Origin of the sequence: Shuttleworthella satelles DSM 14600, from assembly GCF_000160115.1 — a bacterium.
In the GTDB taxonomy this organism is placed as follows: Bacteria; Bacillota; Clostridia; order Lachnospirales; family Lachnospiraceae; genus Shuttleworthia; species Shuttleworthia satelles.
In genome coordinates this window covers 522278-539794 of sequence record NZ_GG665866.1, presented here as the reverse complement: position 1 = coordinate 539794, position 17517 = coordinate 522278, and the positions used below count along the sequence as shown (strand labels likewise).

Below are 17517 nucleotides of genomic sequence, written 5' to 3'. Positions count from 1 at the left end.
ATGTTAGAAAATGGAACATTTCTTGCGAATCGGTATGAGATCACAGCCAACATTGGGACAGGGGGCATGTCGGATGTCTACAGGGCCAAGGATCATCTTCTCGGCAGAGATGTCGGAGTCAAGGTCCTAAAGGAGGATTTCTCCCACGATATGACCTTTGTCACCAAATTCCGTCAGGAGGCGCAGTCCGCGGCGGGTTTAGAGCATCCGAATATCGTAAACATCTATGACGTCGGCTCTGAGAACGGCCTTTACTATATTGTGATGGAGGTCGTCGAGGGTGTGACGCTGAAGACCTACATTGAGAAGAAGGGGCGTCTTAACTACAAGGAGGTGATCTCCATCGCCATCCAGGTGGCGCGGGGGATTGAAGCCGCCCACAAGAAGGGAATCATTCACAGGGACATTAAGCCTCAGAACATCATGATCTCCAAGGACGGCAAGGTTAAGGTGACGGATTTTGGCATTGCCAAGGCGGTTTCCTCCAATACCGTGCACGCGGATATGATGGGATCAGTCCACTATACCTCGCCGGAGCAGGCCAGAAACGGCTATGTGACCTATCGGTCCGACATCTATTCTCTGGGAATTGTGATGTATGAAATGGCCACCGGACAGGTGCCCTTTGATGGAGATTCCACAGTCGCGGTGGCCCTGCAGCATCTGCAGTCCGAGATGCCAAAGGCGTCAGCGATTGCGGAGGATCTGCCGATCAGTGTCGAGCACATCATCGAGAAGGCGACCATGAAGAGCCCTGATCGCCGCTATCAGAATATGGAAGAGCTGCTCCTGGATCTGCGCAAGGCTCTGGTGACGCCCAATGAGGATTTTATCAATATCGTTCCGCTGGTTGACGATGATAAGACCAAGGTCATTACTGAGGATGAGTTAAACGAGATCAAGAAGGAGGCCGGCGCATACGAGGAGGACGAGGATAAGGAAGCGGACCTTAACGAACAGAAGGCCGGGGCTCTGCCTGCCGCGGCTGAGACTGGGGCGCTGACCGCTTCCGGGGACAAGAAAAAGGGCAGGAATATTGAGAAGATCATTACGATCGGCGGTGTGATCGCTGCCATTATCATTATGATCATTATGATCTATGTCTTCGGCTCTCTTTTCGGATGGTTCAAGGGCTTCGGCACGAACACGGAGCAGACCAGTCAGATTCGTCTTCCCGATGTGACAGGAAAGAGTGAGGAGGAAGCCAAATCCACCCTGACCAACATGGGCTTGAAGGTCGTCACGGTAAGCGCGACGTCTGATGACTATGATCAGGGGATGGTAGCTGAGCAGGATCCGACGGCCGGTAAGAAGGTGGACAAGGATTCAACGGTGACACTGACCATTTCCACAGGGTCTGACAAGATCAAGGTGCCTGATGTGACAGGACAGACGGAGGATGCCGCGACCAAGACGCTCAAGGGGGCCGGTCTGACCGTCAATGTTCAGTATCAGTACTCCTCTTCGGCGGCCAAAGGGGTCGTGATCAGCACAGATCCGACTGCCGGCAGCAAGCTGGCCAAGAACAGTCAGGTGACCCTGCTTGTCAGCCAGGGGACCAAGGCGGTCCAGGTGCCCAGTCTGACCGGCATGACCAAGGACGAGGCGAGCAGCGCCCTGTCCGCGGCCAAGTTAACGCTGGGGAATGTGACGTCCAGCTACAGCGACAGTGTGGAATCGGGCAAGGTAATTTCGCAGAGTCCCAGCACCGGCCAGTATATCGATCCCGGAACAGCGGTGAATATCGTGATTTCCAAGGGGAAGGAGACGGCGGCATACCGGTTCTCTCAGTCCGTCACGAACAGCACGACAAGTGATGTCACCTACGTCTTAAAAGACACGGCCGGCAAGACGCTTAGGACCTGGAAGGTCGGCGCCGGCAAGACAGAGACCCTCTCTGTGGAGAATATTCAGACGTCGAGCGGAACTCTCTCCTGGTCCGGAGGAGCGAGCGGTTCTACGGCGGTTTCTTTCGCCAAGCAGTAAGATTTCAGACGCCCGGGGAACCGGGCGTCTTTGCCATATCAGCGGAGGAAGGAGATGCAAGGGAAGATCATCAAGGGAATCGCCGGCTTCTACTATGTCTATGTCAGAGGAAGAGGAATCTACGAATGCAAGGCCCGGGGAGCTTTTCGCAAGAAGAAGATCAAACCGGTGGCAGGGGACGCGGTAGAGATAGAGATCACAGATCCTGTGGACGCCGAGGGGAATATCGTGTCGATTGCCGAGCGCAGAAGTCTTCTGATTCGGCCGGCGGTAGCCAATGTGGATCAGGCCCTGGTGATCTTCGCGGCAAGGAAGCCGATGCCCAATTTCAATCTTCTGGACCGCTTCTTAGTCATGATGGAACAGGCGGAAATACCGACGACGATTCTCTTTAACAAGGTGGATCTGGTCGACAGGGAGGAGATTGAGCGAATCAGACGTATTTACGCGGCCAGCGCTTACCCCATCCACTTCATGTCCGCCAAGGAGAATCTGGGCCTGGATGAGATCCGGCGTCAGCTGTCTAACAGGACGACAACCGTGGCGGGTCCCTCCGGCGTCGGCAAGTCCTCCCTGATCAACCGCCTGCAGTCTGCCACCCGCATGCAAACGGCCGGCATTTCCGTCAAGCTGGGAAGGGGCCGGCACACGACCCGTCACAGTGAGTTGATTCCTCTGGAGGGGGAGCCCTCCGCAGTGGAGGGTTGCTTGAACACAGGGGGAAAAGGAGAGGCAGAGCCCTCTGGAGGGACAGGGGATCCTGCCGGTCGATTCCGGGTGAACAGGCATTTCATCGAGGATGAGGCCAGGGTCCTGGAGGAGGATTCCCCGGAGATGATCTGTGAGGAGATTCGGGGCAGGTACCAGGGCGCCAGAGGATTCATCGTGGATACTCCCGGATTTTCCAGCCTTTATGTGCCGGACTTTGAGAAAGAGGATCTGGCTTTTTACTTTCCGGAATTTCTACCCTATATGAATGCGTGCAGGTTTCAGCCCTGCACGCATACCCATGAACCCCAGTGCGCTGTGCGAAAAGCCCTTGACAGAGGGAAAATTTCCCAAAGCCGCTATGACTCCTACCTGCAGATGTATGAGGAGTTATCCGAGCGAAGAAGATATTAGACCAGACTGAAAATATAGTTCAGAGTACAGGGCAAGGATCTGCCCCGGAGAGGAGTTCCTGTTGAATTGTTTATCCCCATCCATTTTATCCGCGGATTACGGTCATCTGGCTGACGACATCGCTCTGGTCGATGAGGCCGGGGCCCAGTACATTCATGTTGACGTTATGGACGGCACATTTGTGCCCAACATCACAATCGGGGCTCCTGTCGTCCGGTCGATCCGCAATTACACGGATAAGATTCTGGATGTTCATATGATGGTGGAGGAGCCCGCCCGTTTTGTTCCTGATATGGCGGAAGCGGGCGCTGATATTATTACCGTGCATGCCGAGGCGACAAGGCACCTGGATCGAACGATCGCGGCGGTCAAAGAGCAGAAGGTCATGGTCGGTCTGGCTCTAAATCCTGCCACCTCCCTCGACGTCCTTGAATATGTCCTGCCTCAGCTGGATATGGTTTTGCTCATGAGCGTCAACCCTGGCTTTGGAGGGCAGGAATTTATCCCGTATACGATTGACAAGCTCCAGCAACTGCGCCAGATGATGGACAGGCAGGGGCTGGATATTGATATTGAGGTAGACGGCGGGATCAACCTGGAAAATGTCACAGATGTCCTGAACGCCGGGGCCAATATCATTGTGGCAGGCTCCGCGGTCTATCGCGGCGACGCCGCCGATAATGTGCAGAGATTCCTGGAGATTATGGGGTAGATAGTTTCATGCGAGTGTGGATTGTCAGCGGCGGAAGCCTGGATGAGGGATTTGTGAGGAAAATCCTCGGAAAAGAGAATAGAGATGATCTGCTGATCGGGGCGGATCGCGGAGCCTGGTTTTTATACCGGCTGGGGCTCCGGCCTGACTATCTGATCGGAGACTTTGATTCGATTGACGATGATGAGCGGCAGGCTCTGGTCAGATGGCAGCTTCCGCTTTCGGTTCTGCCGACACACAAGGATGATACGGATACGGAGGCGGCCCTGAATCTGGCTCTGCTCTTAGATCGGGAGCACTATCAGAGACTTGATCCGGCGGAGCGCAGGATTATGGACCTTAAGGAGCTGCCGAAGGGAGCAGGGGAATATCAGATTGATTTTATTGGCATTCTGGGAGCGACAGGAAGTCGGCTGGATCACGTCTTCGGCGCGGTGGCCATTCTGGGCCAGGCTCTGAAAGCGCGGGCAGGCCGGGGAATTCCCGCCTGTATCTTAGACCCGGACAACCGGATCCGCATGGTGGACTCCGGGCATCCCCTGTCTGTGACCAAAGAGGAAGAGTGGGGACAATATCTGTCTGTGATTCCCTTTGGAGGTCCCTGTCTGGGGGTGACATTACGAGGAGTATCCTATCCCCTGCAGGACGCGCGGATGGACCTCTTTTCTTCCATGGGCGTGAGCAATGAGATTGTCGATCGGGCGGAGATTTCTCTTGAGCAGGGGTGTCTTCTCGTGCTTGAGAGCCAGGACTAAGATTTGGCGAATAAAAAGGGATGGGCTTTGCCCCGGTCCTCTTCCTGTGCTTGAGGGCAGAAATCAGGCAGATTTGCTTCTGCGTTTTTTGAAAATGAGGTGAGATAAGTGCTTGGAATTGTTGATGTCGGCGGAGGAACAAGAGATATCTTTGGCGCGGGGCTTCTGGATTATTTTATGGAAATCGGCCTGCGCGTCGATTACTTTATCGGAGTTTCGGCAGGCAGCGCCAACGGAATTTCCTATCTGGCAGGTCAGAAGGGACGCAATTACAAATTTTACGCGGACTATGTATTTCGCAAAGAGTACATGGGGATGGGACAGCTCCTTCGGAGGGGATCTATCATTAATCTTGACTATGGCTACGGCAAGCTCTCGAACCGGGGAGGGGAATATCCCGTTGACTATCCGGCATTTGCCAAAGACCCCACCCTCTTTGAGGTGGTGGCAACGGATGCAGACACGGGGAAACCGGTCTACTTCAACCGGAATCATATCTGCCAGGACGACTACGATGTTCTCAAGGCCTCATCCTGTGTTCCCGTGGTCTGCAGACCATACCGGATCGGCAATTACCGTTACTATGACGGCGGTATTTCCGATCCCATCCCCTTTAAGAGGGCCTTTGCGCAGGGCTGTGACCGCATCCTGGTCATCCTGACCCGACCTAAGACATTGATGCGCACTGGAAAATCAGATCGAGGCTACGCAAGATTTCTCAAGTATACGCATCCTAAGGTGGCCAGGAAGCTGGCCGATCGGGGTTATCTCTATAATCGTCAGCTCAGACAGCTGCAGAAAGAGGAGCAAGCGGGAAGAGCTCTGGTGCTTGGGCCGGATGATATCAGCGGGCTGAAAACCCTGACCCGAGATCTGGAGAAATTGGACGCCCTGTATCAGGAGGGGTATGCCAAGGGGAAGGTGGCGGAAGAGTTCCTGAGGGGAGCTGGCGGAAATCTTCGCGGATGAGAGACGTCCGGTCTTTGCCTGTGTCGACCGTGAAGATCAGGTTCTGGCCTATGCCTGTGTCGACTGTGAAGATCAGGTCCTGACCTATGCCTTCTGTGTGATGAAGGAGACCCGGGGAGAGGCGGTAATGGTCGATTATTTTCTGTCACTAAAAAAGAGGAGGTCCCTTTGGACCAGCTGGCCTGCAGCTGCCCTGGGAGGGAACTCCTCTTTTTTGCGCGCCCTACGGCGCGCCCTTTAATCGTCAATTGGCGGATTAATAAAATCTTCCTGGCCGTTGATTAGCGGATTAATAAAATCTTCCTGGCCGTCGGCTGGCGGATCAATGCAATCTTTCTGATCGCCGATTAGCGGATTAATGAAATTGTTCCGATCATCGGTTGTCGGGTCGGTTAAATTAATTATGCCTTATGCCCCGCAGTCATCTTATGACCGCTCCAGATACAGAGAATCGCGGCAATCAGCATGATGATCGCAGTGTATTTATGGCACTTGAAATAGTTCATACTTATTACTCCCTTCCGTCTTCACTGATGACCGGAGTCATACTGTAAAGTCCGATTGCGATGGTAGACATATTGTGAAACAGAGAAGCTGTGGCCGGAGATAGAAGGCCGAGAGCGCCCAGGGCAATCAAACTGCCGTTAAAGCCCATAATGGTCCGGTAATTCGCGTGGATCCGGTCAAAGAGCCTGCTGGCGATCCGGCGGATGGTAACCAGATTCTCCAGGGACCCGTCAGAGATGACGATATCCGCGACCTCTCTGGCAATTGCGGCTCCGTTGGAGACAGCAAAACCGACGTCCGCCTCCGACAGGGCAGGGGTGTCATTGATTCCGTCGCCGACCATAATAACCTGTCGCCCCAGATTGTGTTCCCTGCGAATGAAGGCGGCCTTATCCTCAGGCAAAACCTCCGCGTAGTACTCGTCGATGTTGAGCCGACTGGCGACAGCAGCGGCCGTATTCTTATTATCGCCGGTCATCATGCAGACCTTGCTGATGCCTAAAGCGTGCAGGCGGTCGATCACATCAGCGGCCTCTTCGCGAATGGGGTCATCTATGCAGAGAACAGCTGCCAGTTGTCCGTCCACGGCCAGATAAAGAGGAGAATATTCCCGGGGGATATGCTCATAGCGCTTTCGGTCGAGGTCAGAGATCTGGATTTTCTCATCCTCCATGATGAAATGGTGACTGCCGATCACGGCCCGCTTTCCGTCAATGGTGGTCGCGATGCCGTGCGCCACGATGTATTCCACTTTGGTGTGCGCCTCGGCATGGGTGATATGACGGCGTTTGGCCTCCTTGACCACAGCGTTGGCAATGGAGTGGGGGAAGTGCTCCTCCATACAGGCCGCCAGACGCAGGGCCTCTGTCTCATTCCAGTCCCCAAAAGTGACAATGTCGGCCAGACGGGGACTGGCATGGGTCAGAGTGCCTGTCTTGTCAAAGACGATGGTCTGTGCATGAGCAACCGCCTCCAGGTATTTTCCTCCCTTGACAGAGATGTCGTGTCGGCTTGCATCCCGCATAGCGCTCATGACTGCAAGAGGCATGGAGAGCTTGAGAGCACAGGAGAAGTCCACCATAAGAAATGCCAGGGCTCTCGTGACGTTGCGGGTCAGGGCGTAGGTCAGTCCTACGCCGGCAAAAGCCCAGGGAACCAGTCCGTCCGCCAGATGAAAAGCGTTGTTGACCGTATTGCTCTTGAGCTTTTCAGAGTCCTCAATCATCTTGATGATCTGGTCATATTTTCCGCTGCCCATTCCCTTGGTCACAGAGCAGACTAGCTCACCCTCTTCTACAACTGTGCCGGCGAATACAGTGGAGCCGGCCCTCTTGAAGACGGCAGCCGGTTCTCCGGTCATGGACGCCTGGTTGACACTGGCCTGTCCGGAGATGACCGTGGAATCAAGAGGAATGACGTTGGAGGTCCGAAGGATGATTCGATCACCCGGCTTGATGTCCTTGACAGACATCAGGACTTCATCGCCGTCCTCTGTCTGCACCCAGACATGGTCTACGTGCAGGCTCATCATCTCGGCCAGATCGTCGACAGATTTCTCGTGGGTCCAGTCCTCTAAGATGTCACCGATATGCTGCAGAAAAATGATACTTCCTGCTGTTCCGATGTCTCCGCGTACCAGAGAAGTGCCGATGGCGGCCGCGTCTAAAACGGAGACTTCGATTTTCCAGGACAGGAGAGACTTAAGGCCCTTGATGAAATAAGGGAGAGCATGAATCACTGTGATAGCTGTGTTCAGGCCCACCGGGAAGAAAAGGCTGCGAAAGCCCTTGGCCAGTACGCTCCAGACCAGTTTCTCCTCGTACTTGCGCTGCATGGCCCGGCTGGTGTGCTCGGGGACAAGAGATAAAAATGCCTCGTCTTCATAGTTGAGAGCAGAGAGGAAGTCGATGACCTTGCGGCGGCTGCCTCTCTGATAGGAGATGATGGCATCCCCGGTGCGGTCATAGACCTTGACTGATTTGACGAAACTCTGACTGCGCAGACTGTATTCGACAAGATCTGCCTGATCGAGCGTCATGCGAAAGCGATCGATGTGCACACGCATGCGGCCGGAGGATTCATGCAGGATCTTACAATTCATACCTTATTCCTCAGCGTCGGCTGCGGCGTCCTTGCGGGCGGCCTCGAGCTCCTCAAGGTGTGCTTTGGCCTCCTCGATCTTGGCCTTGGCGTCAACGATGGCTTTCTTCTCAGCCTCGTGAGCCCGCTTTTCATTGATGTCCTGCGCGTCGGCGTAAATATCGTCGCAGTTCTCCTTGAGGCTTGTGGCGGTCTTCATCACACCCTCCTTACCCCTGAGAGCGGCAGCTGTGCAGTGGGTATATGCCTTCTTTAAATCATCGCTCTTTAAGATGCTGATACCGGCTGTGCCAAAGATCACGCCGCCTACGAATAATCCGATTTTTCCCCAATGTGACATAGGAAATCCTCCTTACATGGAAAATGAGCTTTTTTGCTCAAAGTTGATTGTAACGCTCCTATTGTAACACGAGTTTTAGGGCAGGCAAGTTCGAATTATCCTATGAGACTGGTACACGGGAATCTGGACAGGAGATAGCTCTTGACAGACGGGGAAAAGCGGATAAGATATATGTTAGCTATAACTAACTATGACGCGATAAAAGACATTAAAACCTGTGTCTGTGAACCTCAGATTTTGCCATGTGGTCTGCAAAATCGTCAGGGACCTAATATCTGCTTATACCTGTAGATAGGAGAGGAAAATGCCGGAGCGATATCTCATTGAACATTGCGCGCCCACATTGGCCGCAATCAAGACAGGGAATCTCTTTTCCATTTCGGTTCATTCGAGGGAGGAGGCTTATCAGGAGGCAAGGGAAATCAACCGGATCCTGAGGAGACGGGGGCTTCGGGCCATCCCGGTCAAGCGGAGGGGGAATCGGGCGCTGATTTACCTGTACCGGCCGGCATTTCTAAAGCGTGATCTCCTGGATCCGGAAGCCGCGGAAATCCTGCGAAAGCGGGGATATTGCCCGGGGAATACGCAATCCTGTCTGACACAGCTTCTGCAGCATCTGGCAAATGACGAGGACTTTCCCCATGAAATCGGCCTCTTTTTGGGATATCCGCCGGCGGATGTCCGGGGATTCATTCAGAGTCCCAGCCGGGGCGTCCAGTGCGTCGGTTATTGGAAGGTGTATGAGAACCGGAATCGGGCGGAGGAGACATTTCAGAGATACAGGCAGTGCTCACTCTGCTATCGGCGAGAGTATGAGAGGGGGATGACCCTGGAACAGCTGGCGGTGCAGTCATAAATTCTGCCAGGAGACAGGAGCTTGACGGGGACTCTGAGAGAATTCATTCGCGACCGGAAGGACACGGCATATATTTCTGAGCTTTATCCTCAGACGAGGTACCGATCTGCATTGCTCAAAAGGGTTATGTCGAAATGGTTCTTATGAGTGCTTTGTCTAAACAATATCACACTTGAGAAACAGTAAATCAAAAAGATTTGCTGTTTTTTCTTTGCACAGAAGGGAAATGAGGGTAAAAACAGCGTCAATAAGATCCGCAAAATTCAAATAAATCGAGAAGACCATAAACGTTGATTTACTCAAAAGATTATTGGCCCGTTTTAAGAGCTATGATACGATATTATGGATTTTGATTCGGATACCGTGCCGGTTGACAATGCAGGGACGGTACGGGACTTAGCGAAGAGAAATAGACAATAAGAGTCTGTTTTTTGGCATAGGTTGATTGATATTCTTGTGTTGGGCGAGTGATTTGAAGGATAGAGCAGAAATTGATATGCAGGGGCTGGCTGAACTCAAGAAAATGCTTGGAGGTATGTGAAATGGACAGAAATGAACAAAAACCGGCCATTCGCTTCCAAGGATTTACTGCCCCTCTTCATCAGTGTAAGTTGGAAAAGCTGAAAAATATCAAGAAATCTATGCTTGAAAAGATGCTCGTATAGAGGGAGGACAGAAGAAAATGGGAAAAATCACTTTATACCATGGCACTCCCAATAAGGTTGTTACGCCTACATACGGTCTTGGGGATCTGAAAGATGTTGTAGAGAATCAGGGAAAACTATTTGATTTTGTCGCGCAGACTTATCCTGATAAGGACACGAAAGACTTTATTCAGACATATATGCTGAGCAAGACCAGAAAAAGTATTGATGAGGCAAAAGCATATGTGAATACCATGGATGCAAGAGCGTTGTGGGATTACTTTATAGAAACAGAGAATTACGTATTGAAATCCGGCAAGGCAATGAAGGGATTCATGCCAGATTGGTTAGGCGAGTTTTATGCCTATTATCAGTGGTACTTCAATATGCCGAGCGCAGAGGTCGTAAAGAAGGTGCCGATTGACTTCCTTATGAAAGCTTATTATGGGCTTCATGATCTTGACCTTGATCTGGCAGTAAAAAAAGTGGGTGAGACCGAATGACAGTGATAGGATTTCACAATCCAGATGAAAAATACGGCTTTTTAAGCAACTGGTATCTATCACATTTTACTGTTCATGGAACAGAGTTTTCTTCCGTGGAACAGTACATGATGTATCAGAAGGCTGCATGCTTCTATGATGAGGATATCGCTTCTCAGATAATGAAAACTGATGATGTGGCCGAAATCAAGCAGCTTGGCCGTGCTGTCAATGGATATGATGATCACGTTTGGAATGGCATTAGGCAGATTGTTGTCTATGAGGGCTTGATGGCTAAATTCTCTCAGAATCAGGAACTAAAGGAGCAGCTAATGGATACTGGTGGCGCGATCCTGGCTGAATGTGCAGTCAGGGATAGAATATGGGGCATAGGCTTATCCATGACAGACCCGGATCGCTTTGATAGAAGCAAATGGAAAGGACAAAATCTGCTTGGATATGCGTTGATGATGGTCAGGGACAGGCTTTAAACGATGATTTCTTGGGAACAGCGTAAGCTATCTGACTGCGCCGAGATCATAGGCGATCGACCATAACCTGATACTTGAATAAAACGGCACTTACCCTAAGCGCCTTGATTCATACAAAAGAACCGGAACGGAAGCGTCAGGCGCAGTTGAAATCATCCTGCTCTTTGACACTGTCGGGTGGGCTTGTCCATCCACCCGCCTCTGTGGCTTGTCCATCCGCCCGCCTCACATTTGAGAAAGAGGAGTTCAACTGCTATACTATGGTAGTTTGTTGGACTCTTCCTTTTTATGCCGGCCATATGAGCGAAAATAAGGGAAGAAAGCCGCGGTGAATCAAACAGTCAAAGGAGAGCGGAAAAAGGTATGAAATTAGGTATCGTAGGACTCCCGAATGTGGGGAAAAGCACCCTCTTTAATTCATTGACCAAGGCGGGAGCGGAGATGGCCAACTACCCTTTCTGCACCATTGATCCCAATGTTGGGGTGGTGTCGGTTCCCGATGAGCGTCTGCGTGTTCTGACAGAGATGAATCACTCCAGGAAGACCATTCCAGCTGTTATTGAGTTCGTCGATATTGCGGGACTGGTCAAGGGAGCCTCCAAGGGAGAGGGCCTTGGAAATCAGTTCCTTGGCAATATTCGTGAGTGCGACGCGATCGTACATGTGGTTCGCTGTTTCGACGACGGCAATGTCATCCATGTCGACGGTTCGGTAGACCCCATCCGGGATATTGAGACCATCAATCTGGAGCTTCTCTTTTCGGACATGGAGATTGTTGAGAGGCGCAGGGCCAAGGTGGGCAAACAGGCCAGAAATGATAAGACCGCCCGCAAGGAGGCGGAATTGCTCAACCGTCTCTATCAGTTTTTAGAAGAGGGAAATATGGCCTCCGCCTTTGAGCCCGCGGATGAGGATGAGGAGAAATACTTCAGGCAGTATGACCTTTTGACCGCCAAGCCGGTGATTTACGCGGCCAATGTCTCCGAGGACGACATGGCAGATGATGGCGCGAACAATGCTTACGTCAAGCAGGTGCGCGATTACGCAGGCGAGCACGGGGCACAGGTCTTCGTGGTCTGCGCCCAGATGGAGGCGGAAATCTCCGAGCTGGAAGACGACGAACGGCAGGCCTTTCTGGAGGATCTTGGCCTGAAGGAGTCCGGACTGGATAAGCTGATTAAGGCTTCCTATGAGCTTTTGGGGCTGATCTCTTACCTGACGACCGGTGAGGACGAGACCCGGGCTTGGACCATCACAAGAGGGACGAAGGCTCCTCAGGCCGCGGGCAAGATTCACACGGATTTTGAGCGGGGATTTATCGCCGCTGAGGTGGTCAAGTATAAGGATCTGATGGAGCAGGGAAGCATGCACGCGGCGAAGGAGGCAGGACTTGTCGGCCTCCAGGGCAAGGAATATGTGGTTCAGGACGGAGATATCATTAATTTCCGCTTCAATGTATAGGGGAGGATCAAGCTATGAAATGTCCATTTTGCGGCAGCGATAACACCAGAGTAATTGATTCCAGGCCGGCGGATGACAATACCTCTATCCGCAGAAGAAGGGTCTGTGACGACTGCAATAAGCGCTTTACCACCTATGAGAAGGTGGAGACGATCCCCCTGATTGTCATCAAGAAGGATAACACCCGGGAGCAGTATGACCGCAACAAGGTGGTCGGCGGCATCATCCGCGCCTGCCATAAGCGCCCGGTCTCTATAGATCAGATCAACAAGCTGGCGGATGAGGTTGAGGCCGCAATCTTTACGGGAGAGGGCAAGGAAGTCGAGTCGACAATGATTGGCCAGCTGGTCATGGACAAGCTGTCTGAGCTGGATCCGGTCGCCTATGTGCGCTTTGCCTCCGTCTATCGTGAATTTAAGGATGTGGACACCTTCATGAATGAGCTGGCGAAAATGCTCAAGGATGAGAAGAAGTAAAGTTGGCAAAATTTGAGCGCAAGGCGAGGAGCGGAAGATGAAAATCGCAATCGGCAATGACCACGCGGCAACGGCCCTGAAATTTGAGATGATGGATTATCTGGGAAATCTGGGGCATGAACTGGTGAACTTTGGCACAGACGAGGACGCCAGTGTCAATTATCCGGATTATGGAGAGGCAGTTGCCAGGGCGGTCGCAAGAAAAGAGGTGGATTGCGGGGTCCTGATCTGCGGTACCGGTATCGGCATTTCCCTTGCAGCGAATAAAGTAGAGGGAATTCGTGCGGCCAGCGTTTCCGACCCTGTCTCTGCCCGTCTGGCCAGAGAACACAACGATGCCAATATCATCTGCTTCGGGGCCCGTATTGTCGGCCCTGAAATGGCCAGGGCCATCCTGGACGCCTATCTTGGGGCGGAATTTCTTGGGGGCAGGCATGCAGACCGGGTTCGCCTGATTCACGAGATTGAGAAACGCACGATCGAGGGCCGGGAGCTGTGAGCGCAGGGGAGAAGTCGGATTTGCGCGCAGGGAGTGCATCGGTGTCGAGCAGAGATACACCGGTGTCGTACAGAAAATGCACCGATGTCGCACAGAGAAGACGCCGGCGCAGCGCGCAGAGGATAGGCTGCCGTAGACAGAGAAATAGGCCGATGCGCACAGCGGATGGGCTTTGGATGGGCTTGCTTGCGCGTCTTTTGGCTTTTCGCTATAATAAAGTGCAATCTGTGGATTTTTGAGCACGTGTGAATCAAGGGTTCATTTGCATCGAATATAAGGAGGATCATCACAATGGTAACAGCAGGCGATTTCAGAAATGGTGTTACAATCGAATACGACGGCAAGGTGTGTCAGGTTATCGAGTTCCAGCACGTAAAACCCGGGAAGGGAGCCGCTTTCGTCCGCACCAAGCTCAAGGATATCAAAAACGGCGGTGTTGTTGAGACCTCCTTCCGTCCGACGGAGAAGTTCCCCGCTGCGCATATTGACCGCAAGGATATGCAGTATCTCTACAACGATGGAGATCTCTATTACTTCATGGATGTTGAGACCTACGATCAGATCGCCCTTGCCAAGGACGCAATTGGAGACGCGCTCAAATTCGTCAAGGAGAATGAGATGTGCAAGGTGATCTCCTATCAGGGAGAGGTATTTGCCGTTGAGCCTCCTCTCTTTGTTGAGCTGGCTGTTACCGAGACAGAGCCCGGTTTTGCCGGCAATACCGCGCAGGGCGCGACCAAGCCGGCGACAGTTGAAACCGGAGCCCAGGTCCAGGTTCCCCTCTTTGTCTCTACAGGCGATGTCATTCAGATTGACACCAGAACCGGCGAGTATCTGAAGCGCGTCTGAGAGAGCAAGAGCCCTGTATCACAGGTTTGTTATGAGATTGGGAGGGCACTCGGAGATCATCCGGGTGCTTTCTTTAACTGGAAATGCCGCTTGACACTCCAGATAGGCTTATAGTATATTATCCAAGTCGGCGATAGAGCCAACAGGCTGGCGTGGCACAGATGGTAGCGCACCTCATTGGTAGTGAGGAGGTCACGAGTTCGATTCTCGTCGCTAGCTTTGTAACTCGTTATGGACGAGAGAAGAAAAGGGGCTGTTCCGCGGGAAACTGCGGGCGGTTCCTTTTTTCTCACCTCTATTACAGATGAGTTTTTGGGTCAGACTTTGAGAATCTTCTTTGTAGGGAACTTCTTGAAGATGAAGACATCGAATTAAGAGCTGAGCGAGCCTTTTGCAAATGAACCGAGGAGGTAGACTGATGGATAAGATCCCTTTTTTGACCAGGGAAAAGGCAGAAGAGATTGCGGCCAGGTATCCCACGCCCTTCCATGTATATGATGAAAAGGGAATCCGCCAGAAGGCGCGTGACGTGCGGGAGGCCTTTGCCTGGAACCCGGGCTTCCGCGAGTACTTTGCTGTCAAGGCAACCCCCAACCCCTTCCTGATCAAAATTCTGCAGGAATATGGCTGCGGGACGGACTGCTCTTCGCTGAGTGAGCTCATGCTCTCGGACGCCATTGGTCTGAAGGGGCATGAGATTATGTTCACTTCCAATGACACTCCGGCGGAAGAGTTCCGCTATGCCGCTCAGATTGGGGCTATCATTAATTTTGATGATATCAGTCACATTGATTTCTATGAGAGGGAGGTCGGCCCCCTGCCGGATACCGTATGCTGCCGCTATAACCCGGGCGGCATCTATGAGCTTGCCAATGGCATCATGGACAATCCCGGTGACTCCAAGTATGGTATGACCCACGCTCAGATTATAGAGGCCTATCGAATTCTCAAGGAAAAAAGGGTGAAGCACTTTGGCATTCATGCCTTCCTTTGCTCCAATACGGTGACAAACGATTATTATCCGACCCTGGCCAGAACCCTCTTTACCCTTGTCGCGGAGATCTCAAAGGAGCTTGGGATCAGGTTCGACTTCATCAACCTGTCGGGCGGTGTCGGTATTCCCTATTCGCCGGACCAGACGCCCAATGATATTATGGCCATCGGCCAGGGCGTTCACAGGGTCTATGATGAGGTGCTGGTTCCTGCGGGCATGGATCAGATCGCGATCTATACGGAGATGGGGCGCTTTATGATGGGTCCCCACGGAGGCCTGGTCACGCGGGCGATTCACGCCAAACACACCTACAAGAACTATATTGGCGTGGATGCCTGCGCGGCTAATCTGATGCGGCCGGCCATGTATGGGGCATACCATCACATTACGGTTTTGGGAAAGGAGGATGCCCCGCTGACCGAGGTCTACGATGTGACAGGTGCTCTCTGCGAGAACAATGACAAATTTGCCATCGACCGCAAGCTGCCCGCCATTGAGAATGGAGATCTGCTCTTCATCCACGATACCGGAGCCCATGGCTTTTCAATGGGATACAACTACAATGCCCGCCTGTGGAGTTCCGAAATCCTGCTCAAGGAGGATGGAAGCTTTGAACTGATTCGCCGGGCCCAGACCCCCAGGGACTATTTTGCGACCTTTGATTGTTTTGATATCCTGGATGGGATGAACTGGGAGGCCGGCAGGTAAGACGAAAGTAAGACTCAGCAGACGACAGGAGCCTGTGTCAGAATTTGCCTTGCATTCTCTTTCGAGTCTATGATAGTATACTTTTCAGCGGTTCTGCAGAGGGCAGGATCATTCGCAGGAGTGGCGGAATGGCAGACGCAGCAGACTCAAAATCTGCCGGTAGCAATATCGTGTGGGTTCAAGTCCCATCTCCTGCATAGCCAAAGGGGCTGAGAGAACAGAAGGCTGATCACGAGAGATCGCACATGTACTTTGGATGCGGTGCGAAGAGGTGGTCAGCCTTTCTTGTCATAGAATTCCTATGTTTTTTCACAGGCTGATATGGACCCTTGTTAACCCGGCCGCATTTTCAGACAGCCCTAATTCTTTTTCTCATGGTCTGGTATGGTTGTCGATCTGTCGTTGCATGGGGCTGGAAGTGACCTGCCTGCCCACGGAGCTGTGAGTAACCTGTCGACCTATGGGACTGCGCGTTTGACATCAGGTCTCTCCTGAAGGACAATAAGGACGGGAAAATTCATACGGAGGAGGTGAGTCCATTTGAAGTTCAAGAAAATCAGTGATAATGCCATTCGTTGTACGATTACAGCGGACGAGATGTCCAGCTACGACATTCAACTGGACGACCTCTTAGAGGATCGCAAGAAGGCGGAGACCTTCCTCCGCTATGTTTTGGAGGAGGCCAGGGAAGAGGTCAATTTCACAGCCAGTGAAGAGGCACTCTCGGTACAGCTGTCTGTTATGCCCGGAGGGGATGTATCCATGATGATCTCCGGCGGACAGGAAGAAAGCCTCCACGACGTGATCGACCAGCTCAAGGATACCCTGAGCGAACTCGGGCTGAACCCGGATGCCGGGGATGGTCAGAAGGAAACCGAGTCCGGAGAGGGAATATCGCTGACTCAGTCGGCACAGGAACTTGAAAACAGACCTGAGCAGAAGAGCGAGGGCGTCAGCCACGGCAAGGATGCAGCCAGGGCGCCTGCGGTTGCCTCCGCGGAGATTGATATCAGTCAGCGGCCTCCTACGGCGTCGGACATGGTTATGGCCAGAATGGGAGAGGAGATCGCCCGGCAGTCCGTCGGACGAAAGAATCTTCTGGCGCAGTTGGACAAGCCTCTCTGGGCGGAGTTTTCGAGCTTTGAGCATTTGCTGGGAATGCTGACTCATACGGAATTGCCCAGGGAGATCCCCTCTGAACTCTACCGAAGAGATCAAATCTACTATCTTCGCCTCTTCTTTGCGGATCAGGTGGATGTAGTGGCCAAATGCGCCCTGTCTATCTCAGAGTACGCTGATTTTATGTATGCGGAAGAGGAGGGCTTTCTGACCTTCCGGGAGCATGCCGACTTGATTTTGGACAGGAATGCTGTTGCCGCGCTGTACTGCTTGACCGAGTGACTTGGATGCATCAATCATCACGAAATCCGTCTTGACTTGTGCCCGGACCACTTGTGAAAGTCTGACAGGGGTCGCAATACCATTTCATATTGCGCCTGGGTTTTCGCCCGGACATCTTGCCAAAATGGCTGGATTTGAAAGAGATTTTTCTCTCTTTCACAAGGC

16 protein-coding genes and 2 tRNA genes are annotated in these 17517 nt (G+C 52.4%); 16 read left to right on the top strand and 2 right to left on the bottom strand.

Annotated features, from left to right (window positions below; translation table 11 throughout):
* The 5 genes from pknB to GCWU000342_RS02400 all read left to right on the top strand — a co-directional run bounded on the left by pknB (position 1) and on the right by GCWU000342_RS02400 (position 5544).
* Positions 1 to 1986, top strand: coding sequence for a Stk1 family PASTA domain-containing Ser/Thr kinase (gene pknB, locus GCWU000342_RS02420; protein ID WP_006905625.1), 1986 nt, complete (start codon positions 1 to 3; stop codon positions 1984 to 1986).
* A gap of 54 nt (positions 1987 to 2040) precedes the next feature.
* Positions 2041 to 3108, top strand: coding sequence for a ribosome small subunit-dependent GTPase A (gene rsgA, locus GCWU000342_RS10740; protein ID WP_006905624.1), 1068 nt, complete (start codon positions 2041 to 2043; stop codon positions 3106 to 3108).
* A gap of 61 nt (positions 3109 to 3169) precedes the next feature.
* Positions 3170 to 3820 carry a ribulose-phosphate 3-epimerase gene (gene rpe, locus GCWU000342_RS02410; protein WP_006905623.1) on the top strand — a complete coding sequence of 217 codons (651 nt, stop codon included), beginning with the start codon at positions 3170 to 3172 and terminating at the stop codon, positions 3818 to 3820.
* 8 nt (positions 3821 to 3828) lie between these two features.
* Entirely contained in the window at positions 3829 to 4575 is a 747-nt protein-coding gene (locus GCWU000342_RS02405; protein ID WP_006905622.1) for a thiamine diphosphokinase, read from the top strand.
* A gap of 108 nt (positions 4576 to 4683) precedes the next feature.
* Complete coding sequence (locus GCWU000342_RS02400; RefSeq protein WP_006905620.1) at positions 4684 to 5544, top strand: patatin-like phospholipase family protein; 861 nt, start codon at positions 4684 to 4686, stop codon at positions 5542 to 5544.
* A 511-nt stretch (positions 5545 to 6055) separates the two neighbouring features.
* Here GCWU000342_RS02400 and GCWU000342_RS02395 read toward each other — a convergent pair.
* Together GCWU000342_RS02395 and GCWU000342_RS02390 are read right to left on the bottom strand one after the other, a co-directional pair.
* Entirely contained in the window at positions 6056 to 8152 is a 2097-nt protein-coding gene (locus GCWU000342_RS02395) for a heavy metal translocating P-type ATPase (RefSeq protein ID WP_006905619.1), read from the bottom strand.
* Positions 8153 to 8155: 3 nt separating this feature from the next.
* Positions 8156 to 8491, bottom strand: coding sequence for a DUF6110 family protein (locus tag GCWU000342_RS02390; protein ID WP_006905618.1), 336 nt, complete (start codon positions 8489 to 8491; stop codon positions 8156 to 8158).
* Between the two features lie 304 nt (positions 8492 to 8795).
* Here GCWU000342_RS02390 and GCWU000342_RS02385 point away from each other — a divergent pair, with 304 nt between their 5' ends.
* The 11 genes from GCWU000342_RS02385 (at position 8796) to GCWU000342_RS02335 (ending at position 17352) form a co-directional block, all read left to right on the top strand.
* Complete coding sequence (locus GCWU000342_RS02385) at positions 8796 to 9347, top strand: DUF3793 family protein (protein WP_006905617.1); 552 nt, start codon at positions 8796 to 8798, stop codon at positions 9345 to 9347.
* A 682-nt stretch (positions 9348 to 10029) separates the two neighbouring features.
* Positions 10030 to 10494, top strand: coding sequence for a hypothetical protein (locus GCWU000342_RS02380; RefSeq protein WP_006905613.1), 465 nt, complete (start codon positions 10030 to 10032; stop codon positions 10492 to 10494).
* Positions 10491 to 10964, top strand: coding sequence for an NADAR family protein (locus GCWU000342_RS02375; RefSeq protein WP_006905612.1), 474 nt, complete (start codon positions 10491 to 10493; stop codon positions 10962 to 10964). The genes GCWU000342_RS02380 and GCWU000342_RS02375 overlap by 4 nt, the downstream gene beginning before the upstream one ends.
* Positions 10965 to 11327: 363 nt before the next feature.
* Positions 11328 to 12425: a redox-regulated ATPase YchF gene (gene ychF / locus GCWU000342_RS02370; protein WP_006905611.1), complete on the top strand. Its 1098-nt coding sequence runs from the start codon at positions 11328 to 11330 to the stop codon at positions 12423 to 12425.
* Positions 12426 to 12439: 14 nt separating this feature from the next.
* The gene (gene nrdR, locus GCWU000342_RS02365; protein WP_006905610.1) at positions 12440 to 12901 is read left to right on the top strand and encodes a transcriptional regulator NrdR; all 462 of its coding nucleotides are present in this window, start codon (positions 12440 to 12442) and stop codon (positions 12899 to 12901) included.
* A 37-nt stretch (positions 12902 to 12938) separates the two neighbouring features.
* Positions 12939 to 13400, top strand: coding sequence for a ribose 5-phosphate isomerase B (gene rpiB / locus GCWU000342_RS02360; protein WP_006905609.1), 462 nt, complete (start codon positions 12939 to 12941; stop codon positions 13398 to 13400).
* Between the two features lie 291 nt (positions 13401 to 13691).
* Entirely contained in the window at positions 13692 to 14249 is a 558-nt protein-coding gene (gene efp / locus GCWU000342_RS02355; protein WP_006905608.1) for an elongation factor P, read from the top strand.
* A 146-nt stretch (positions 14250 to 14395) separates the two neighbouring features.
* A tRNA-Thr gene (locus tag GCWU000342_RS02350) sits at positions 14396 to 14468 on the top strand.
* Positions 14469 to 14667: 199 nt separating this feature from the next.
* On the top strand, positions 14668 to 15951 hold the full coding sequence (locus GCWU000342_RS02345) for a diaminopimelate decarboxylase (protein ID WP_006905606.1): 1284 nt from the start codon (positions 14668 to 14670) through the stop codon (positions 15949 to 15951).
* 114 nt (positions 15952 to 16065) lie between these two features.
* A tRNA-Leu gene (locus tag GCWU000342_RS02340) sits at positions 16066 to 16148 on the top strand.
* Between the two features lie 343 nt (positions 16149 to 16491).
* Entirely contained in the window at positions 16492 to 17352 is an 861-nt protein-coding gene (locus GCWU000342_RS02335; protein WP_006905604.1) for an adaptor protein MecA, read from the top strand.
* Positions 17353 to 17517 lie beyond the last annotated feature (165 nt).